Genomic DNA, 19,144 nt, shown 5'->3' on the forward strand with positions numbered 1-19,144 from the left:
GTTATTCCAGCCGCAGCGTGATGCTGCGGGAAATCTGGCCATTGCCCACGGCTTGTCCGGGCACGATCACAGAGTTGAAATTGGTCGTCGCATCCAGTGTCAGGTAATAGCCTGCGGTCGTGCCATTGGCCGTGCAAACGGTGCCGCATGCCTGCGCCGTAAAGCTGGCATCGGCGTTCAGGCAGGCGCAGGCGCGCGAGATATTGGTGCAGGCCCCCGCCACGCCGTTGCAGCGTACCGTGACCGACAGCGTATCGTCGCTGGCCAGCGCACGGGCATAGGTGGGCAGGTTAGTAAAGGGTACATTGCTGCGCTGGTCGAAGGCGCTGATCGCGGTGGCCGACAGCGATTCGTCGACCTGGCTACGGGCGATGTAATACAGGCCGAAATCGAGCCCCGCCGCGACCAGAAAGAACAGGCCGACCGACCACAGCGCGAATTCGACGGCGGCATTGCCGCTTTCGTCGTCGCGAATCCGGCGCAGGGTTTTCAGCATGCTCATTTCACCAGCTTTACCGTGGTGTTGCCCGAACCGCTGCTGGTTTCGTCGGACGAGACACAGGCGCTGCCCGCGACCGCGCCGCCCGCAGCCTTGATCTTGCCCGCGATCAGCATGAAGCACGCGCCGCCGCCATTGGTGGAATTGCCGCCCGTCATCGACACTTCGGTATTGGGCATATGCACGACGCCGCCGAATATATTGCCCGATCCGCCGGTCCAACTGGCCTTGCTGGTCGTGTCCGAATGGAACAGCATGGTCCCGATCTCGCCGCCCAGCACCGATTGCGCGGCGGCCAGCAGCCTGCTTTTCGCGCCGCCCGCCAGCTTCAGCGTGCCCGATGCGATAAAGCTGACATCATAGCCGGCCATGTCATAGCCCGCGCCCCAGCTGCCATATTGCTCGCCGTTCAGGCTGGACGTCTGCGGCCAGGTAGTGCCGCCGGTGCCGTTTTCGAAATCGCCGTCGATGGTGTAGCGGCCCGGTCCGAAAAAGGCAGATCCCGCGATTTTCAGATCGCCGGTGATGTAATGGTTGTTCGTCTCGCCGAACACGATGGCGCTGCCGCCCTGCGTGTCGATGTCTCCGTGGGCCGAGAATGCGCCATCGCCCATGAAGAGCCGCGCGCTCCCTTCCAGCTTGATGGCATAGCCCTGCTTGCTGGCGCCGATGTTATATTCGCCGTCACCCGCATTCAGCTCGCTGTTGCCGTTGATCTTGATCCCTTCGAGCACGGTCAGATCGCCGTCGCCCAGCAGCGTATTGCCGCCGCCGCCCAGCGTGATCGATTTAAAGCTGTGATTGCCCTTGCCGGCAGAGAAATAATGCCCGCCGCCCAGCGACATGTCGCCATTGATGATGACGTCGCCGTCGCCCTTTTTATTGGTGCCCTTGAAAGACACCGTGCCCGACCCGATCCACAGCACGCCATTGCCGAAGGTCACACCGTTCGATCCGCTGTCGAACCCGCCGTTGATATAGACGTTGCTGTCCCCGAAATTGACCGTCGATCCGCCGCCGATCGACACGCCCTTGGACACGGTAATGGTCGACCCGGAGGCAAAGGTCAGGCTGTTGCCGCCGCCCACCGTCAGCTTCTTGATGGTGTAGTTGCCCGCCGGAACGATGAAATTGCCGCTGGTGCCCTGCCGGAAGGGTACGGCGTTCGAACTGGGGCTCCACGAAAACGTATAGTCGCTGCCCGTCGGCGTCGTCGGATCGGCCAGCGCGGGCAGCGGGTCGGCATCGCCGATCTGTGCGATCGCGGCCAGCAGTTCGACATTGTTCTCCCACGGATCGGCAAGGCCGGTGGCCACATTATGCCGGTCGTCGGGGCCGGGCAGCGCGTTGTTCCACTGCGGCACGTTAAGGCTGCCCGCATAGCGCAGCGAATTGGCGACGAGCGAGCCCGAGTTGAGCGTGATGTCCCCGCTGCCCGAAATGATGTCGCTGGCCTGGATCGACGAACCCTTCTGGTCGAGATCGCCAATCGCCGCGACCGAGCAATTGGGCGCCACGATCGACGCGCCGCCGTTCACCACCAGCGAGGCATTGCCCGAATCCAGCGCGAGGAAGCAGGGCGTGGCATAGCTGGCCTGTGCCGACACGATGGCCGCGCTGTCCGCCGTGACCGTATAGCTGCCCGAAAATCCCAGCACCGAGGCAAGGGCAAAGGGCACATCGCGCGAGACGGTGACCTGTATCGAGCTCTCACCCTCGTTCGGGAAGTCGCTGAGCAATTCGGCATCGACAGTCGCGCCCTGCAGCCCGTTGGCCATGGCGATCACATTGGCGACGGCGTCGATGTCTACCGAATCGTCGCGCTGATATTCCATCGCAGTGGTCAGCGCCGCCATGTCGGCCACGCGCTGGTTCATCACCCGCTGGCCGTAACCGCGGTTGAGATCGAAGGCGAGGCCGACCGCGCCGATCACGACGGGCAGGCTGAGCGCCACGATGGTGGTGACCGATGCGCCCGCATCCTCGCGAAGGCGAGCAACGAAGCGGCGGATTGTGTTGGCGGTGTGCGACCAGTTCATAGTGGCGGGAAATACAACAGGATTATTTCCCGGTTGCTTTCCGGACATGGTTAACGGATCGAAAATCGGCACGGATTTCCGAACAGATGCTGTTAATTCCATGACAAAATGAAATTTCTGTTAAAAAGATAACAGAAAATGCAGGGGATTGCCCCTAAGGGATTTCATTGGCCCCGGATTAAAGGACGCCTTCACCCATGTCGGGCGTGGGGCGGATCACCACGATCATATCGCCTTTTTCCACGGCCTCCGCCTCCGGCTCCCAGTAACCGATGGCGCGGCCCTGCCGATAGAGGCGCACGCCGATGCTGCCCGTGCCCAGATGGCGCAGCGGCTTGCCGATATCCTCGGGCTTCGCCTCCCGCTCGATCAGTTGCACGCGGCCCGAAACGGAGGCGAGATCGGCGAGGTAATCGGCGACATGCATGCCGCTGGCCGATCCCGCCAGCAAAAGCCCTGTCATCCGCACCGGATTGATCACATTGGTCGCGCCCGCCTGCTTCGCCAGCAGCTCGTTGTCAGCCGCGCGGATCACCACGGTGATCGGCACATCGGGCGCAAGATGGCGCACGGTCAGCACGATCAGGATCGAGGCATCGTCGCGCCCCGCGCTGACCAGCACGGTCGCGGCCTGATCGATCCGCACGTCACGCAGCGAATCGTCGCGCGTGGCATCCGCCTCTATCACGTTGCAGCCCAGCCGTTCGGCCAGTGCCAGACGTTCCTCGCTGGTGTCCATTACGACGATACATTCGGGATCGCAGCCGCGCGCGATCAGCTCTGCCACTGATTCCGATCCCGACACGCCGAAGCCCAGCACGACATAGTGATCGGTCAGCCTTTGCTGGATACGGGCCATGCGGAACTTCTCCCAGCTTCTCTTGATGACGAAATTATAGGCGGCGCCGACGAAAATGAAGATGACGGCAAAGCGGATCGGGGTCACGATGATCGCTTCCACCATGCGCGCCTTGTCGGACACGGGGGCGATGTCGCCGAAACCGGTGGTGGTGATCGAGATCATGGTGAAATAGACGACGTCAAGGAAGCTGACATGGCCGTCGACATTGTCGACCAGTCCGGTGCGGTCCCACCAGTGGATCAGCACCACCATGAACACCAGCGCCAGCGCCGCGCCCAGCCGCAGGAACACATCAGCCCAGACGGGCACTTTCACGCGGCGGCGCAACGGGCGGTGCAGCCGCTGCCGTTCGCGGCGGCGGCGCATCGTCCTGCTTTCGGGCGATGCCTTGTCGAGGGGCTGTTCCTCAGCCGCCATTGGCATCCGCAAAGCGGCTGGCCAGCCGGTCGAGCGATGCATAATGCGTCAGGTCGAGCTGAAGCGGGGTGACCGAAATATAGCCGTCCTGCACCGCTTCCAGATCGGTTTCGTGGCCGGGGGTGTGTTCGATCGATTCCAGCCCGAACCAGAAATAGGGAAAACCGCGCGGATCGGTGCTTTCGACCAGCGTGCCGCGACCGTAATCGTGGAAGCCCTGACGCACGGTGCGGATGCCGCGCACATCGTCTGCCGCGATGGCGGGAAAGTTGATGTTGATCAGCGTGCGTTCGGAAAATTCCATGTCGAGCAGCGGGCGCAGCACCTTTGCCCCCCAATGCTGCGCGGCAGAGAAGGACACGTTCTCGCCCGCAGCTTCGTGGCTGTAAACCTGGCTGAGCGCGATCGAGCGTACGCCTGCCAGCGCACCCTCCAGCGCGGCGGAAACGGTGCCGGAATAGGTGATGTCATCGGCCAGATTCGCCCCGCGATTGACGCCCGACAGGATCAGGTCGGGTTTTTCCGGCATCACCTTGCGCAGGCCCATGGTGACCGCATCGGTCGGCGTGCCGGTGACCGAAAAGCGCTTTTCGCCATGCTTCCTCAACCGCACGGGGCGGGTGAGGGTAAGCGAATGGCCCGCGCCCGACATTTCTTCTGACGGGGCGCAGATCCAGATATCGTCAGAAAGTTCGCGGGCGATCGCCTCCAGCACGTCGAGGCCGGGGGCGTGGATGCCGTCGTCATTGGTCAGCAGGATACGCATTAATTGGCAGGCTCCAGTTTGGTGAGGCCGCCCGTATAGGGGTGCAATGCCTTGGGAATGGTGACGGACCCGTCCTGTTCCTGATAGTTTTCGAGGATTGCGACAAGCGTGCGGCCCACGGCAAGGCCCGATCCGTTCAGCGTATGGACGAATTCGGTCTTTTTCGAAGGCTTGCCGTTTTCATCGAGCGGCTTGAACCGCGCCTTCATCCGGCGCGCCTGAAAATCCCCGCAGTTCGAGATCGAGCTGATCTCGCGATAGGCATTCTGCCCCGGGAGCCAGACTTCAAGGTCATAGGTCTTGCGCGCGCTGAACCCCATGTCGCCCGCGCACAGCAGCATTTTGCGATAGGGCAGTTCCAGCGCTTCCAGCACCGCCTCGGCAGCGCGGGTCATATCCTCGTGCATCTGCTCTGATTGGTCGGGCGCGGTGATGGCGACCAGCTCGACCTTTTCGAACTGGTGCTGGCGGATCAACCCGCGCGTATCGCGCCCCGCCGATCCCGCCTCGCTGCGGAAACAGGGGGTGAGGGCGGTGAGCTTCATGGGAAGCTGGTCGTGCGAAAGGATTTGTTCGCGCACGGCATTGGTCAGGCTGACCTCGGCAGTAGGGATCAGCCAGCGGCCATCGGTGGTCCTGAACAGATCCTCCTCGAACTTCGGCAATTGCCCCGTGCCGAACGCAGCTTCGTCGCGCACCAGCAGCGGCGGGTTGCACTCCACGAAGCCCGCCGCGCCCTGCATGTCGAGCATAAACGCGCCCAGCGCACGGTTCAGCCGCGCCATTTGCCCGCGCATAAAGGTAAAGCGCGCGCCGCTGATCGCCGCCGCCGTCTCGAAATCGAGGCCGAGCGCGGGGCCGAAATCGGCATGCTCCTTCGGTTCGAAATCGAACGCCCGCGGCGTGCCCCAACGGGCGATCTCGACATTCGATTCCTCGTCCGCGCCATCGGGCACGCCATCGGCGGCGAGGTTGGGTAGGGCCGCCAGCATGGCGTCGAGCGCGTCGGATTTCTCCTTGGCCTCGACCTCCAGCGCGGGAAGCGTTTCCTTTAGCGTCGCCACTTCGGCCTTCAGTGCATCGGCGGTGGCACTGTCGCCTTGGCCCATCGCCTTGCCGATCGCCTTCGAAGCCTCGTTCCGGCGATTCTGCCCTTCCTGTGCGCGGGTTTGCAGTGCGCGTCGATCCTCGTCCAGCGCAAGCAGGCTGGCCGATGCGGGCGCGGCCCCGCGCTTTACTAGGGCGGCGTCAAAGGCTTCGGGATTGTCCCGTACAAGGCGGATGTCGTGCATATGGTCGCGGCTATGGCCAAAGCGGGTCCGCCCTGTCCAGTGGGGAAAAAATCTTGCGCGCAAATGCTGCGCGGTAACCGCCCGAAAGCCGGATCGCGGGAATCTCGACAACATTCGCGAAAACGCGCGGAAACCTGTCGATCCGCAGGCCGTTTCGGGTTTAACGAAGGGCCATATCAACCCTTTCCGACGGCAACGGAGCATCCCATGCGCATCGGCACCCCGCGTGAAATCAAGAACCATGAATATCGTATCGGCCTGACCCCCGAAAGCGTGACCGAACTTGTCGCCCATGGCCACGAAGTGCTGGTCGAAAGCGGCGGCGGACTGGGCATCGGCGCCGACGATGCCGCCTATATCGCGGCAGGCGCGACCATCACCGACGGACCCGAAGACATATTCGCCCGCTGCGACATGGTGGTAAAGGTCAAGGAACCGCAGGCGGTGGAACGCGCCATGCTGCGCGAGGGGCAGATCCTTTATACCTATCTGCACCTTGCCCCCGATCCGGCGCAGACCGCCGATCTGGTGAAATCTGGCGCGACGGCCATCGCCTATGAAACGGTGACCGGCGCGGGCGGCACGCTTCCCTTGTTGAAACCGATGAGCCAGGTGGCCGGCCGGATGAGCGTGCAGGCAGGCGCGACCGCGCTGGAAAAGGCGCATGGCGGGCGCGGCGTGCTGCTGGGCGGCGTTCCGGGCGTGGCGCCGGGCAAGGTGGCGGTGATCGGCGGCGGTGTCGTCGGCTGGAACGCGGCGCAAATGGCCGTGGGTCTGGGCGCGGATGTCACCATCCTCGACCGCAGCCCCGAACAGCTGGAGCGGCTGGGCCTTTATTTCGAAAGCCGCGCCAAGACCCGTTTTTCGAACAAGGCCAATCTGGCCGAAGTCGTCGCCGATGCCGATCTGGTTATCGGCGCGGTGCTGATCCCCGGCGCCGCCGCGCCCAAGCTTGTCAGCCGCGCGATGCTGAAAGACATGAAAAAGGGCGCGGTGCTGGTTGATGTCGCCATCGATCAGGGCGGCTGTTTCGAAACGTCGCATCCCACCACGCATGACGACCCGACCTTCGTGATCGACGATATCGTGCATTATTGCGTCGCCAATATGCCGGGCGCGGTTTCGCGCACCAGCACCTATGCGCTGAACAATGTGACCCTGCCTCACGCGCTGCGCATCGCGGCGGCATTCGATGCGGGCGACTGGAGGGACGCACTTCGCCGCGACCCCCATCTGGCGGAAGGGCTGAACGTGCACGCAGGCCGCGTCACCTATCGCGCGGTGGCCGAAGAGCTGGGCTATGATCATGCGCCGACGAGTGAGGTGCTGGGCTGATCGCGAAAAGTTCAGGCAAATTTATCGGGCGCGTCGATTTTCGGTCCGGAGCCATTGACACGAATCAACCCGCGCCCTAGTTGCGCGCTCCTACCTGCGAAGCGGCACACTGGCCGCATCGCAAAAGTGCCCAGATGGCGGAATTGGTAGACGCACCGTCTTCAGGTGGCGGCGCTCGCAAGGGCGTGGAGGTTCGAGTCCTCTTCTGGGCACCATTTGTTCTTCTCACGTTCTCCCAAATAATCTATAAAACCCGCAGAAATCCTAGGGATTTGGCCCTTGGATCGTTCCGGATCGTCCCGCCTGTTCTCGGGAGTTCCAGACACTTTTGTGGGCCTTTTGAGGCCGTTTCGCAAAGGCCCAGATGAAAAGGCCCCCACATGCCGCTGACAGATACTCGCCTCCGCGCACTCAAGCCCAAGGATAAGCCGTACAAGGTAACCGATGAGCGCGGCCTATATGTTGAGGTCACGCCGACCGGCGGCAAACTTTGGCGATTCCGATACCGGATCGGCGGCGCGCAAAAGAAGCTCTGCATCGGCAGCTATCCCGACATCAGCCTCAAGCAAGCGCGAGACGCGGCCTACGAGGCGCGTCGAGCTGTTGCTTCTGGGGGCGACCCGGCCTTTGAGAAGCGGAAGCGGAAAATCCGCGCCGAGTTCCTTTCCGCACAGACGTTCGAGGCAGTCGCACGCGAGTACATTGAACAGATGATGGTTCAGAATGGCCGCGCCGATGGCACGATCGTCAAGGCCAACTATTTCCTCGACAAGCTTGCCCCTGCCATCGGGAACCGACCCATCCACGAGATCGAGCCGTTCGAAGTCCTGGCTCCTCTCAAGCGTCTGGAAGCCACTGGTAAGCACGAGACTGCAAAGAAATGCCGCTCGTTCGCAGGCCGCGTGTTTCGCTACGGTGTCGCTACCACCCGCTGCAAATCCGATCCGACCAGTATGCTGAAGGGCGCTCTCGTAACGCCGAGAGCCACGCATTATGCAGCCATCCTCGAGCCCACCGAGTTAGGCGGGCTGCTGCGCGCAATCGACGACTTCACTGGCTACATGGTGACGAAGTTAGCTTTGCAGATAGCGCCGCATGTGTTCGTACGCCCCGGCGAACTCCGGCACGCCGAATGGCATGAGATCGACCTCGTCGATGGGGTCTGGAAGATCCCTGCCGGTAAAATGAAAGCGCGCCGAGCGCATGCCGTCCCGCTTTCCAAGCAGGTTAGAGGCTATCTCACTGATCTGGCCGAGATGCTCGGCCGCGAAGGATATGTTTTCCCATCTGCGCGCAGCTCCAAGCGTCCCATGAGTGAAAACACGCTCAATGCCGCATTTCGTCGCATGGGATATTCGAAGGAAGAAGTCACCGCGCACGGACTCCGGGCGACAGCATCGACATTCCTGAACGAGTCGGGACTTTGGAATCCGGATGCGATCGAGCGTGCCTTGGCACATGGCGACAGCAATGTTGTGCGTGGCATCTACCATCGCGGCAAGCATTGGGACGAGCGCGTGCGGATGGCTCAATGGTGGAGCGACTACCTCGATGAGCTCCGGACTGGAGGAAAGGTCATCATGGGGAAGTTTGCGAAGGGTTGATCGGGAGATCGAATTTCTTCTCAGCCAGTGCAGGATTGAAGGCCCAGGACCAGCCCTATCAGGGACACTGACGCGAGCAAGGCGAACTCAATTCTGATGCCCCAGACCTTAAGCCACTTCCGCATCGTGCCGAGCCTCAGTTCGTAGAGCTTTGGCAGCTAAGCTGATCGAAGCGCTCAGCAATAGTCTTCCACGTTGCTATGCCTGCCTCGTCCCCTTCGTTGGATAGGCGCTGGATTTGCTGCGCGATATACGCGGTTCCCTCTTCGCCATGGTTCTTGTCGACCCAGAGCGCGACGGCCCACAATTCCTGATCGCGGTTCAGCACCATGGTTCACGTCTCCCGGTCCAGGTTCGCGCCAGGCCTTCGCTGACCAGCTGATTGCCAAGCGAGCGACCGTCGCGCGTAACAACCCGCAATTTGCGACCGTACTGATCCTCATCTCTGCTCCCGATGGTTCTCAGTTCAAAGGGCCCGCCATTGAGCAATTCGACAAGGCGGTGCGTTGCACGCATGCCGAGTTGGTACTCATAGTCGCAACGAGGCTCGCTGATCTCGGGAGTGTCGATGTCGGCAATGCGGATCTTCACGCCATCAAGCCAGAAAGTATCTCCATCCACGACGCATGTGCGCCGGATCGATCCGCAGATGTCGAATTGTGGGGAGCTCGCTTGCTGGAATAGAGTTTGAGGCTGCTGAACGTCGTTAGCAAGGCTGGCATCATGGACTGGCCAGTTGAGTGCCAGCATCCCTCCAGCAAATACAATCGCGAATGCTCCCAAACCCAATGCGATCTCCTTTCTCAGCTTCCGGCGCTTTTGTGCCTTCAACGCCTTGCGAAAGTCGAACGGCTCACCGGGGGGCTCACTCACTAGCGTTGTCCGTCTTCATTCCGCCACATGATTTCAGACAATAGCCGGAAATCAGGTAGTTTCGTCAATTGTACGTACCAATTGCTTGCCAACGTCCCAACACAGACCGGACATATTGCGGCGTTTCACCATTGTTCGGAATGCCGCGTGATCGGGAGACGGCACCTGGGCCAGCATTGTAAGCAGCCAAGGCCAGGTGGACCGCGTCGAACCGGTCCAACATGTCGCGAAGGTACCTGGCGCCACCGTCGATCGATGCAAAAGGGTCATGAGGGTTCCGGACGCCCAGTTCTCGCGCCGTGGCTGGCATAAGCTGAGCAAGCCCGGCAGCACCAGCTGGACTCACAGCCATCGGATTGAAGCGGGACTCAGCCCAGATGAGAGCACGAAGCAGATTGGTCGGAAGCCCGTAACGGCGCTCGGCCTCGGCTATTGCCGCCATATACAAGCCTTCCCGGTAGGATACGTTTGCTGGCTCGGCCTGGTAGATTGCAGGAAGATATTCCCTTGCCGGCTGCTGGTCCGTCTTCGGCGGAACGATCGCGTGCTCGAACAAGGTGAAATCCTGAGCGCGGACTTCCTGTGATGAGGTCGCGATCATTCCCAAAAAAGCTACCGATATCGCAGTCAGACGATTGAGGCAGGTCATCTCGATTTGTGCTCCATTGATTCGAATCGCAATGGAACATAAATAGAACATGAGCCTGTAGGAAAGCTGCGAATGCTTGCCTTCGGGAGAGGAGAGGAACGCTGATGAGGGGGCCACTTTGCATGCTGAGGAGCTCGCATGTCCCTGTCTATCCAAACTCATCCCAACCGGTCGCTTGTTGAGACCGCTCGCTGCATCTGTGAATCGCGAGGGGGCAAATGGTCCGGCACAAAGGGCATGGCTTGCTGCCCTGCGCATGACGACCGCACGCCCTCGCTCGGTGTGTCGATCGGCCGACAGGCTATCCTCTTCCATTGCTTTGCGGGATGCGATCAGCAGAGCGTACTTGCCGCCTTGGCGCGTGAAGGTTTCGAGGCTCCTGCGCTCTTCTCAGGGTCTAAGGCGGCTGACTTTCCCGAGCCGACCAGAACGCGCAAACCCTCGACGGCAGCGCTGAGGATCTGGCGCGATGCAGAGCGACTGTGTGCCAGTCCGGCAAAGGCATATCTTGAGAGCCGCGGCATCCTCGCCGCATCGTCGGCGCTCCGTTTCCATCCACGGACGCCGCTTGGCCCGAAAGGCCGAACCCGCTTGCTGCCGGCGATGATTGCGGCGGTCAGCCTCGACGAGGGGCCGATTGCCGTCCATCGAACGTTCCTTTCGGGCAATGCCAAGGCCGATTTCGACAAGCCGAAACGCGCGCTTGGCGCGCTCGGTGAATCTGCTGTCCGCCTCTTCGCTCCGGCCTCTGGCAAGCTCGGCCTTGCTGAAGGCATTGAAAGCGCAATGTCGGCTTATGCTCTCACCGGTGTCCCCGTCTGGGCGACCCTCGGGAATGAGCGCTTCGGCCTCGTCAGTGTGCCCGAGAGCGTGACCGAGCTTCATCTCTTCGTCGATCACGACGCTGGCGGCGAGCTGGCTGCGTCGCGTGGCCTGGCTGCCTACGAACAAGAAGGCCGGACGATCCATGTGCGCAAGCCATCCTCCCACGACACCGACTGGAACGACGAACTCACAGCATGGCTGCGCCGCAAGGCGGCGCCGTAGAGGAGAGAGGGCTTCTCGAATTCCTGATCCGGCAGAGGGCGTGTCCCGATGCCTTCATCAGGAGGACGAATTGCCATGTTTCAATCAGACCTGTTTCCCACCGGCGAGCAGTTGCCGTCAATGCCTTTGGCCTACGCTATCGGCACCCGAGTTGCCGAACTACTCGCTTCGGGACGGCATCTTACCCGTGCCGACATTTCCGGGCTGTTCGCCGAAGAGACCGGCACCCCGGACTGGGGAAGCGCCTGGACCATCGATGACTACAACAACGCGGTCGAGATCGGCGCACTGCTCTGGCTTAGGGAGTCCTCATGCATCGATCTGGCAACAAGCGTGCACGAAGCCGACGCGCGGCTCGACTGGCTCGAAGCAGCCTTGCCGCCGCGGCATGTGCGCAGCGAAACACAGGTCGAGCTCCAGCAGTTCTCGACCCCGCCGATGCTGGCTTGGCTGATGGCGAAGGCTGCAGCTTTATGCGCGCAAGACACACTCCTCGAACCATCCGCCGGCAATGGCGCCCTCGCTCTCTGGAGCTCCCTCCAGAATGCTTCGCTGCTCCTCAACGAGATCGATCCGGCAAGACGAGATGGTCTGGCCCACATCTTCCCTTCGGCCACGATCACTGCGCATGACGGGGAACTGATCGCCGACCTGCATCGCGGCCCCATTCCGTCGGTCGTCCTGATGAATCCGCCGTTCGCGCGTAGCCAAGAACGCGGCAAGGATGGCGAGACGGCGCAGCGCCACCTTCGTAGTGCAATCCGGGCCGCGGCCAGTGGCGCAAGGATAGTCGCCATCATGCCCGAAGGCTTCGATGCTTCCACTTTCGCCAAGTCACAGCAAGAAGCGTCGCTGCTCCTCCATGTTCGCTTGCAGCAGATGTTTCGCCGGACAGGGACGGGGATTGCCGTTCGCCTGGTCGTCATCGACAAGACGCCGACTGCGTCTTCGCCCGCAATCAACGGGGATACCTGCGACCTGATCGCGCTCCACGCGCTTGTCACGAAGCTTTCGCCAAGGGCGAATATATCCGCCAACCTCCATCGCCTGCCAGTCGGAAAACCATTGCGCCTCGTTGGCAAGACTTCGAACCAACGCACGCCGGTCCGGCCGTTGGCGCCTTTCGCAGCGACATCAAAAGCCGCAGCGAATGCGATCGACCTCACCTATTCGGTCCTCGCCGAACCCGCGCCGGTGCCCGAACAGACAGGCATCTACCTACCTTACCGGCCAAGCCGAATCGCTTTCGAAGGCGCGCCGGTTCATCCCACCCCACTCGTGGAATCGGTCGCCATGGGGTCGGTTGCGGCTCCGCAGCCGAACGTTAGCCCGCGTCTCCCCGCAAATTGGCAGGCCAATGGCCTCTTGTCCGAAGCGCAATGCGAGACACTGGTCTATGCTGCCCAGGCATTCGCACGCGATCTCCCGGGGCGCTTCAAGGTCAGCCAGGAAGGCACCTCGCTCGAATTGTCGGGGAATGGGCACGCCTACCGACAGGGCTTCTTCCTCGGCGACGGAACCGGAGCGGGCAAGGGACGACAGATCGCCGCAGTCATCATGGATCGCTGGCTCGCAGGCGAGCGCCGCCATGTCTGGATCACCAAGAACGAGGCGCTGCTCGAAGATGCACGCCGCGACTGGGAAGCGCTTGGCGGGCTGCCGCTCGATCTCCAGCCGCTCTCGCGCTGGAAACTCGGCCAGCCCGTCACGATGTCCGAAGGCATTCTCTTCGTCACCTACCCGACGCTGCGCTCGGGGCGCGCCGACGATACGCGGCTCGACCAGATCCTTGCCTGGGCGGGCGAGGATTTCGATGGCGTGATCGCTTTCGACGAAGCCCACGCCATGGCCAATGCGCTCGGGGGCTCTTCAATCCGCGGCAAGGCCAAGGGCTCCGAACAAGGGATGGCGGGCCTCAGGCTGCAGAACCATCTCCCGCGCGCCCGCGTGCTCTATGCTTCTGCCACTGGCGCTTCGGATATTGCCAACCTCGGTTACACTTCCCGCCTCGGCCTTTGGGGACCCGAGACCGCTTTTCCGACCCACGAGGCATTCATGACCGAGATCCGCGCTGGCGGCGTCGCGGCGATGGAGCTCGTCGCCCGTGATCTCAAGGCCCAGGGCCTCTATCTTGCCCGTGCGCTGTCTGGACTTGTAACGGTTTTGTGCCGGTCACCTATTTCACTATGCCACCTTGGCTTCGAACGCGAGCGGGCTGATGCCGCCCAGATATGAATGGCGTCTACGGGTGTTGTAGAACCCGTTGATGTATTGGAAGATCGCGGCTTCAGCCTGGCGCCGCGTTGGCCAGTTCTGCCGCCAGATCAGCTCTGCCTTCAGCGATTTGAAGAATGTCTCGACAGCGGAATTGTCGTAGCAGTTTCCTTTGTCGCTCATCGATGGTCGCAAGCCATAGGCCTGCAGTTTCTTCTGATAATCATACGAGCAATATTGGCTGCCGCGATCGGAATGGAAAAAGCAGCCTAGCGGCGGATTGCGCAGCCGCACCGCCATGTCCAGCGCCCGGATCGCCAGATCCTTCTTCATCCGATCACTGACCGCCCAGCCCACAACGCGGCGGCTGTGCAGATCGAGGATGACGGCAAGGTAGAGCCAGCCTTCCTGCGTCCACACATAGGTAATGTCGCCAGCCCATTTACGGTTGGGTTTATCGGCGACGAAGTCGCCATCAAGCCAGTTCGCGGCGACACCCAGGCGATGATGGCTGTCGGTCGTGACCTTGTGCTTGCGGGTACGAACCGGCTTGATGGCGTTGATCCGCATCAACCGTCCTACCCGGCGCTCGCCGACATCGAGGCCGGCCTCCTTCAATTCCATTGTCATCCGGGGGCGGCCATAGCTGCCCAAGCTCAGGCTGTACTGCTCGCGGATATGCGCCAGCACCTTCATATCCGTTCGTTCCCGCCGGCTGATCGGACGCGAGCGCCAAGACCGATAGCCGCGCTCGCTGATCTGCAGGACACGGCACATCAATTCCACTGGCCAACGGTGCCGCCAGCTGTGCACGAAAGCGAACCTCACGGCTTTTGGCTCGCGAAGAACTGCGTGGCCTTTTTTAGCACTTCCCTCTCCTCCCGCAGCACGCGGTTCTCCAGGCGAAGCCGTTCATTCTCCCGCGCCAGATCAGCCTGCGGCGCGGCCACCAATTCTCCCGGCCGATATCGTGCAATCCATTTGCCGAGCGTCGATTTGCCGATCCCTAAATCCGCTGCGACCCGTTCGCGCGACAACCCGCTGGTCAGCGCAATCCGCACCGCCTCCTGCTTGAACTCTTCTGAATGCTTCATCATCTCGACGGTCTCCTCTTGCGAGCTTAAATCGCTCAGGTGACCGGCGCAAAACCGTTACAAGTCCAGTCCTTCGCCGGGGTCGAGTACGACATCCTCGAACATAGCCTGACCGAAGCACAGGTACGGATCTACGATGCCTATGCTGATGCCTGGGCGATCATCCACCGCAACCTCGAAGCGGCGCTCGAAGCAACCCGCGTGGTCGACGAGGACAGCGGCGACACGCTCAACCGCAATGCCAAGACTGCGGCGCTATCGATCTTCGAAGGCACCAAGCAGCGCTTCTTTGCCCAGCTCCTGCTTTCGATGAAATTGCCGAGCCTGATCCCCGCGATGGAAGTAGCGCTTGGCGAAGAGCATTCGGTTGTCGTGCAGCTGGTCTCGACCGCCGAGGCCATGCTCGACCGGCGCCTTGCCGACCTTACCGTGGAAGAACGCGAAGCTCTCGATATCGATCTGTCCCCGCGTGAATACGTCATCGACTACCTTACGAAGAGCTTCCCGATACGATTGATGCAGGTCTTCGCCGACGAGGACGGCAATCTTCGCTCCGAGGCGATGAGCGACGGAGAGGGCAATCCCGTTTTCTGCCCGCGCGCAATTGCTGCGCGCGATGCGCTGATCGAACAGCTTTGCGCACTGCCGCCCATCGCCACTGCGCTCGATGCGATTATCGAACATTTCGGAACCGACGCCGTGGCCGAAGTCACGGGCCGGACCCGCAGGCTTGTCCTGGGCCGCGATGGTGAGCAGCGCCTCGAACGGCGTAGCCCCAGCGCCAATGTCGCCGAAGCCCAAAGCTTCATGGAAGGGACCAAGCGCATCCTGGTCTTCTCGGATGCGGGCGGTACGGGGCGTTCCTACCATGCCGACCTCGGCTGCCGGAACCAGCAACGCCGGGTTCACTTCCTGCTTGAACCGGGATGGCGCGCCGACAACGCCATCCAGGGGCTCGGTCGTACCAACCGCACCAATCAGGCCTCGGCCCCGCTGTTCCGCCCGGTTACCACAGACGTAAAGGGCGAACGCCGTTTCATCTCGACCATTGCGCGAAGGCTCGATGCATTGGGCGCGCTTACGCGCGGCCAGCGCCAGACCGGCGGACAGAACCTGTTCGATCCGGCAGACAATCTCGAAAGCGACTATGCGCGAGATGCGCTCAGCCGCTGGTTCCAGTTGCTCTATGACGGCAAGCTCGAAGCCACGAGCTTCGGTAACTTCGTCGAGCGCACCGGCCTCCGGCTTGAAAGCCCCGATGGCGGGCTGACCGACAATCTCCCCACCATCCAGCGCTGGCTCAATCGCATTCTCGCGCTACCGATCGCGCTTCAGAACGCGATCTTCGACGAATATCTTGGCCTCGTCGAAGCGCGGATCGAAGCCGCACGCGAAGCCGGAACGCTCGACCAGGGGCTTGAGACTGTCAGGGTCGATCGCTTCACGGTCCTGGCAGATGAACTCCTGCGCACCGACCCCGTGACCGGAGCAGAAACACGTCTCATCTCGCTCGAAGTGACGAGGTACCTTCGGCCTTTGCAATTGCAGCGCCTCGTCCGGATGCACGAGATTGGCAACCTGCATGCGATCCCGATGCGCAATGCGCGCTCGGGCAAAGTCGCGCTCTCGGTTCCGGCCCGTCGCCTCATCGCCGACGACGGGGCCGTGATCGAACGCCGACGCCTGCTACGCCCGCTCAAGTCCGCGAACTGGACATTCGAGGCACTCGCTGAGAGCCACTGGGAAGAAATTGGCGTCACCGCGTTCACCAGCACCTGGCGGGCCGAGGAAGAGGAGGCCGCCGCTTCACCGGTGACCGAGCGCGTCCATCTCGCCACCGGACTTCTGCTTCCGGTCTGGAAGCGCCTCCCCGGCGATCATGTCCGCGTTACCCGGCTCGTTGCCGAGGACGGTCAGTCAATCATCGGCCGCGAAGTGCTCAATGTCGATCTCGCCGCAATTGCCGAGACCTTTGGCCTTTCCGGGGTTGTCGGACCGGCACCCGATCAGATCGGCGACCTCGTCCTCGCCAGCGGCAAACCGTTGGGCCTCGCAAGCCACGATCCACTCACAGTGAAGCGTGCGCTGGTTGGCGGCGAACAGCGCCTTGAACTGACCGGATTCTCGCCCGATCGCCTCGACTGGTACAAGAACAAGGGCTGCTTCACCGAGATCATCCGTTACCGCACGCGGCTGTTCGTGCCAGTTTCCGGAGCCTCGTTGGTCCTCCCCGCACTTGCCGCCTGATCCCTCGGACCGACGCCAGTCTCAGAATGAGAGTGGAGGGAGCCCTTTGGGCTTGTGGGCCTCGTGATCCTCACCTGCGCCTTCATTCCATCAGGAGAACACCCATGATCCAGTCGATTCCCTTGAAGAAGCTCGTCCCGAGCCCGCGTAACGTTCGCAAGTCGAGCGACGTGCTGGCCGACCTCCAGCTGCGGGCAGACATTGCCGCGCGCGGCCTGCTGCAGAACCTCGTCGTGCGCAAAGGAAAGCGCGGCAAGTTCGAGGTCGAGGCTGGCGGTCGCCGGCTCGCCGCGCTGCAGGCGCTGGCCGAAGAGGGCACCTTGCCTGACACGCACGAAGTCACCTGCCTCGTCATCGAAGGCGAGGAAAGCGAAGTGCGCGAAGCCAGCCTTGCCGAGAACTTCCAGCGACTCGCAATGAACCCGGCCGACGAGGCACAGGCCTTCGCCTCCATCATCGAAGCAGGAGCTACCACCGAAGACGTGGCGCGCCGCTTCGGCCTCACCCTCCGGTTCGTCGAAGGGCGCCTGCGTTTGGCAAGTCTGGCACCCTGCGTCTTCGAAGCGCTCGCCGAAGGCACGATCACGCTCGACATGGCCAAGGCCTACGGCGCGATCTCCGACGTCGAGCGCCAGGCGCATGTCTATGCCGAGCTGCAGGACGCCTGGTACCAGATCACGCCCGACACGATCCGCCGCATGGTGCTTGATGCCACGGTGCGCGGTTCCGATCCGCGAGCTGTGCTCGTCGGACGCGATGCCTACATCGCAGCGGGTGGCCGGATCGAGCGCGAACTTTTCGATGATGATGCCAGTGAAAGCTGGATCGATGTCGCGCTGCTCGAGGATCTCGCGCACAAAGCCATGGAAGAAGCCGCAGGAAAGGCCGCGCTCGAATTTGGCCTTGCCTGGGTGCGTCCGACGCTTGGCAATTATGTCAGCCATGACCTTGTCGAAGGTATGAGCCGCTTGCCTTGCGAACCTGCGCCGATGACCGAAAAGGAAGTACGGGAACTCGGAGAACTTGAGGCCGACTACGACCGCGTCGCCGCCGTGCTCGAAGACGAGGACAGCGACGAAGAGGAGATCGCCAAAGCCGAACGCGAACTGGTCGTCATCGACCGGGCCATGCGCGCGCTCAATGACCGGCCGCCGGTCCTCGCTGACGAACTGAAATCCGAGGCTGGTGCCTTCCTAGTCCTCTCGCGCAATGGCGAGCCGACCTTGGTCCCGCAGTTCTACACCGAGACCGAAGTCATCGCTGACGAAGGTGTTGTCGAGGCAATCGAGGAAAGTGGAGCGGCGAAGCCCAAGGGCAGCTCGCTGTCCCAGCGCCTGCTCGACGAACTGGCCATGCAGCGCCGCGACATCCTTGCGATCCATCTCGCCAACGATCCGGCACTGGCGCTCGACTTCATGGTCTTCACGCTTGCCGATGTCGATGGACATGACTGGCGCGCCAAGAAAGCGTCGACGCTGGTCGGCTCTGTCGCTTCCGGCCCGGTCACCGGGTTTGAGGCCAAGGATGCGCCGGCGAGCGCTGCCCTGGCCGAGTTTGCCGGGTCGCTCGATGAAAGCTGGCGTGCTGGTGAATGCGACGTGAAGCGGTTTGCGAGGTTCCGGGCGCTTTCCGATGAGGCGCGTTCGGCCTGGCTCGGCCATGTCGTCTCGCGCACTCTAGTTGCAAGCCTTGCGTGCGAAGGCGAACGTTCGGTGCCGCTGCACGAGGCGCTTGGCTCGTTACTTGAAATCGAGACCGCGCATTGGTGGCGTCCCACGGCGGCCAACTACTTCGACCGCGTGGCCAAGGCTCGCACGCTCGAAGCGCTCGATGGCGCCGGCGGTCCCGAACTCGTCAGTCGCTATGCCGCATCGAAGAAGGCCGAACTGGCGAGCGCTGCCGAGCGCATCTTCTCCGGCAACTTCATTGGCGAGCCCGAGGTCAAGGAACGGGCGCAGGCCTGGGTTCCACCTATAATGCGTTTCGCCGGTTCTGAAGAAGCCGAACTGGCGGACCACGGAGGCGACGAGGCGGCCAACGTGGAAGCAACTGACGAAATTGCCGAGCAGGCTGCCTGACCCCTCCTGACAGGTCCAGGTCACTCGGCGGGCGGTCCGTCCCAATCGGGACGGGCCGCCTTTCGCATGTCAAATTTGGGGCCGTTAGCGGTCTGGCAGCTCTTGGTGTGGCACCGGCGGAAAGCTGC

15 protein-coding genes and 1 tRNA gene are annotated in these 19,144 nt (G+C 62.2%); 7 read left to right on the forward strand and 9 right to left on the reverse strand.

Annotated elements, in window-relative coordinates; genetic code table 11:
* Position 1 precedes the first annotated feature (1 nt).
* From LOZ74_RS01430 to serS, 5 genes are all read right to left on the reverse strand, one after another.
* Entirely contained in the window at positions 2 to 502 is a 501-nt protein-coding gene (locus LOZ74_RS01430) for a TadE/TadG family type IV pilus assembly protein (RefSeq protein ID WP_230292584.1), read from the reverse strand.
* Positions 499 to 2,538: a Tad domain-containing protein gene (locus tag LOZ74_RS01435; RefSeq protein ID WP_230292585.1), complete on the reverse strand. Its 2,040-nt coding sequence runs from the start codon at positions 2,536 to 2,538 to the stop codon at positions 499 to 501. Before LOZ74_RS01435 ends, LOZ74_RS01430 begins: the two co-directional genes overlap by 4 nt.
* A gap of 178 nt (positions 2,539 to 2,716) precedes the next feature.
* On the reverse strand, positions 2,717 to 3,766 hold the full coding sequence (locus LOZ74_RS01440) for a TrkA family potassium uptake protein (RefSeq protein ID WP_230293778.1): 1,050 nt from the start codon (positions 3,764 to 3,766) through the stop codon (positions 2,717 to 2,719).
* Positions 3,767 to 3,806: 40 nt separating this feature from the next.
* The gene (gene surE, locus LOZ74_RS01445) at positions 3,807 to 4,583 is read right to left on the reverse strand and encodes a 5'/3'-nucleotidase SurE (protein WP_230292586.1); all 777 of its coding nucleotides are present in this window, start codon (positions 4,581 to 4,583) and stop codon (positions 3,807 to 3,809) included.
* Positions 4,583 to 5,875: a serine--tRNA ligase gene (gene serS / locus LOZ74_RS01450; RefSeq protein ID WP_230292587.1), complete on the reverse strand. Its 1,293-nt coding sequence runs from the start codon at positions 5,873 to 5,875 to the stop codon at positions 4,583 to 4,585. Before serS ends, surE begins: the two co-directional genes overlap by 1 nt.
* Before the next feature lie 207 nt (positions 5,876 to 6,082).
* Here serS and ald point away from each other — a divergent pair, with 207 nt between their 5' ends.
* The 3 genes from ald to LOZ74_RS01465 all read left to right on the forward strand — a co-directional run bounded on the left by ald (position 6,083) and on the right by LOZ74_RS01465 (position 8,814).
* A complete protein-coding gene (gene ald, locus LOZ74_RS01455) occupies positions 6,083 to 7,210 on the forward strand; it encodes an alanine dehydrogenase (protein ID WP_230292588.1) in 1,128 nt (375 codons plus the stop codon).
* A gap of 128 nt (positions 7,211 to 7,338) precedes the next feature.
* Positions 7,339 to 7,425, forward strand: a tRNA-Leu gene (locus LOZ74_RS01460).
* Between the two features lie 165 nt (positions 7,426 to 7,590).
* Positions 7,591 to 8,814, forward strand: a complete 1,224-nt coding sequence (locus LOZ74_RS01465; protein WP_039279297.1) for an integrase arm-type DNA-binding domain-containing protein — start codon at positions 7,591 to 7,593, stop codon at positions 8,812 to 8,814.
* Between the two features lie 136 nt (positions 8,815 to 8,950).
* Here LOZ74_RS01465 and LOZ74_RS01470 read toward each other — a convergent pair whose 3' ends face one another.
* The 3 genes from LOZ74_RS01470 to LOZ74_RS01480 form a co-directional block, all read right to left on the reverse strand.
* Positions 8,951 to 9,145 (reverse strand): hypothetical protein, encoded by a 195-nt coding sequence (locus tag LOZ74_RS01470; protein WP_230292589.1) that lies wholly within the window; start codon positions 9,143 to 9,145, stop codon positions 8,951 to 8,953.
* A complete protein-coding gene (locus LOZ74_RS01475; RefSeq protein ID WP_230292590.1) occupies positions 9,136 to 9,687 on the reverse strand; it encodes a thermonuclease family protein in 552 nt (183 codons plus the stop codon). The genes LOZ74_RS01470 and LOZ74_RS01475 overlap by 10 nt, the downstream gene beginning before the upstream one ends.
* 64 nt (positions 9,688 to 9,751) lie before the next feature.
* Complete coding sequence (locus tag LOZ74_RS01480) at positions 9,752 to 10,387, reverse strand: lytic transglycosylase domain-containing protein (protein WP_230292591.1); 636 nt, start codon at positions 10,385 to 10,387, stop codon at positions 9,752 to 9,754.
* A gap of 87 nt (positions 10,388 to 10,474) precedes the next feature.
* On the opposite strand from LOZ74_RS01480, the gene LOZ74_RS01485 reads away from it, so the two are divergent.
* The gene (locus LOZ74_RS01485) at positions 10,475 to 11,383 is read left to right on the forward strand and encodes a toprim domain-containing protein (RefSeq protein ID WP_230292592.1); all 909 of its coding nucleotides are present in this window, start codon (positions 10,475 to 10,477) and stop codon (positions 11,381 to 11,383) included.
* Positions 11,384 to 11,458: 75 nt separating this feature from the next.
* The gene (locus LOZ74_RS01490) at positions 11,459 to 13,618 is read left to right on the forward strand and encodes a strawberry notch-like NTP hydrolase domain-containing protein (protein WP_370638863.1); all 2,160 of its coding nucleotides are present in this window, start codon (positions 11,459 to 11,461) and stop codon (positions 13,616 to 13,618) included.
* Here the strand turns inward: LOZ74_RS01490 and LOZ74_RS01495 are convergent.
* Positions 13,568 to 14,694, reverse strand: a protein-coding gene (locus LOZ74_RS01495) for an IS3 family transposase (protein ID WP_370638831.1) whose coding sequence is annotated in 2 segments (ribosomal slippage) — positions 13,568 to 14,454 and positions 14,454 to 14,694 — 1,128 coding nt in all. Because the reading frame shifts where the segments join, the coding sequence is not laid out codon by codon here. The two genes, LOZ74_RS01490 and LOZ74_RS01495, sit on opposite strands and share 51 nt — an antisense overlap.
* Before the next feature lie 306 nt (positions 14,695 to 15,000).
* Between LOZ74_RS01495 and LOZ74_RS01500 the strand changes: the two genes are divergently transcribed.
* Both LOZ74_RS01500 and LOZ74_RS01505 read left to right on the forward strand, forming a co-directional pair.
* Complete coding sequence (locus LOZ74_RS01500; protein ID WP_370638894.1) at positions 15,001 to 16,938, forward strand: strawberry notch C-terminal domain-containing protein; 1,938 nt, start codon at positions 15,001 to 15,003, stop codon at positions 16,936 to 16,938.
* A 104-nt stretch (positions 16,939 to 17,042) separates the two neighbouring features.
* On the forward strand, positions 17,043 to 19,016 hold the full coding sequence (locus LOZ74_RS01505) for a ParB/RepB/Spo0J family partition protein (protein WP_230292593.1): 1,974 nt from the start codon (positions 17,043 to 17,045) through the stop codon (positions 19,014 to 19,016).
* Positions 19,017 to 19,144: the final 128 nt, after the last annotated feature.

This window comes from Croceicoccus sp. Ery5 (genome assembly GCF_020985325.1).
Classification (GTDB): domain Bacteria; phylum Pseudomonadota; class Alphaproteobacteria; order Sphingomonadales; family Sphingomonadaceae; genus Croceicoccus.

Bases quoted from the DNA above. Each gene is read 5' to 3' on its own strand.
- LOZ74_RS01430 (WP_230292584.1), bottom strand. From the start codon at position 502: ATGAGCATGCTGAAAACCCTGCGCCGGATTCGCGACGACGAAAGCGGC.
- LOZ74_RS01440 (WP_230293778.1), bottom strand. From the start codon at position 3,766: ATGCGCCGCCGCCGCGAACGGCAGCGGCTGCACCGCCCGTTGCGCCGC.
- LOZ74_RS01435 (WP_230292585.1), bottom strand. From the start codon at position 2,538: ATGAACTGGTCGCACACCGCCAACACAATCCGCCGCTTCGTTGCTCGC.
- surE (WP_230292586.1), bottom strand. From the start codon at position 4,583: ATGCGTATCCTGCTGACCAATGACGACGGCATCCACGCCCCCGGCCTC.
- ald (WP_230292588.1), top strand. From the start codon at position 6,083: ATGCGCATCGGCACCCCGCGTGAAATCAAGAACCATGAATATCGTATC.
- LOZ74_RS01500 (WP_370638894.1), top strand. From the start codon at position 15,001: ATGAAATTGCCGAGCCTGATCCCCGCGATGGAAGTAGCGCTTGGCGAA.
- serS (WP_230292587.1), bottom strand. From the start codon at position 5,875: ATGCACGACATCCGCCTTGTACGGGACAATCCCGAAGCCTTTGACGCC.
- LOZ74_RS01480 (WP_230292591.1), bottom strand. From the start codon at position 10,387: ATGTTCTATTTATGTTCCATTGCGATTCGAATCAATGGAGCACAAATC.
- LOZ74_RS01490 (WP_370638863.1), top strand. From the start codon at position 11,459: ATGTTTCAATCAGACCTGTTTCCCACCGGCGAGCAGTTGCCGTCAATG.
- LOZ74_RS01485 (WP_230292592.1), top strand. From the start codon at position 10,475: ATGTCCCTGTCTATCCAAACTCATCCCAACCGGTCGCTTGTTGAGACC.
- LOZ74_RS01505 (WP_230292593.1), top strand. From the start codon at position 17,043: ATGATCCAGTCGATTCCCTTGAAGAAGCTCGTCCCGAGCCCGCGTAAC.
- LOZ74_RS01465 (WP_039279297.1), top strand. From the start codon at position 7,591: ATGCCGCTGACAGATACTCGCCTCCGCGCACTCAAGCCCAAGGATAAG.
- LOZ74_RS01470 (WP_230292589.1), bottom strand. From the start codon at position 9,145: ATGGTGCTGAACCGCGATCAGGAATTGTGGGCCGTCGCGCTCTGGGTC.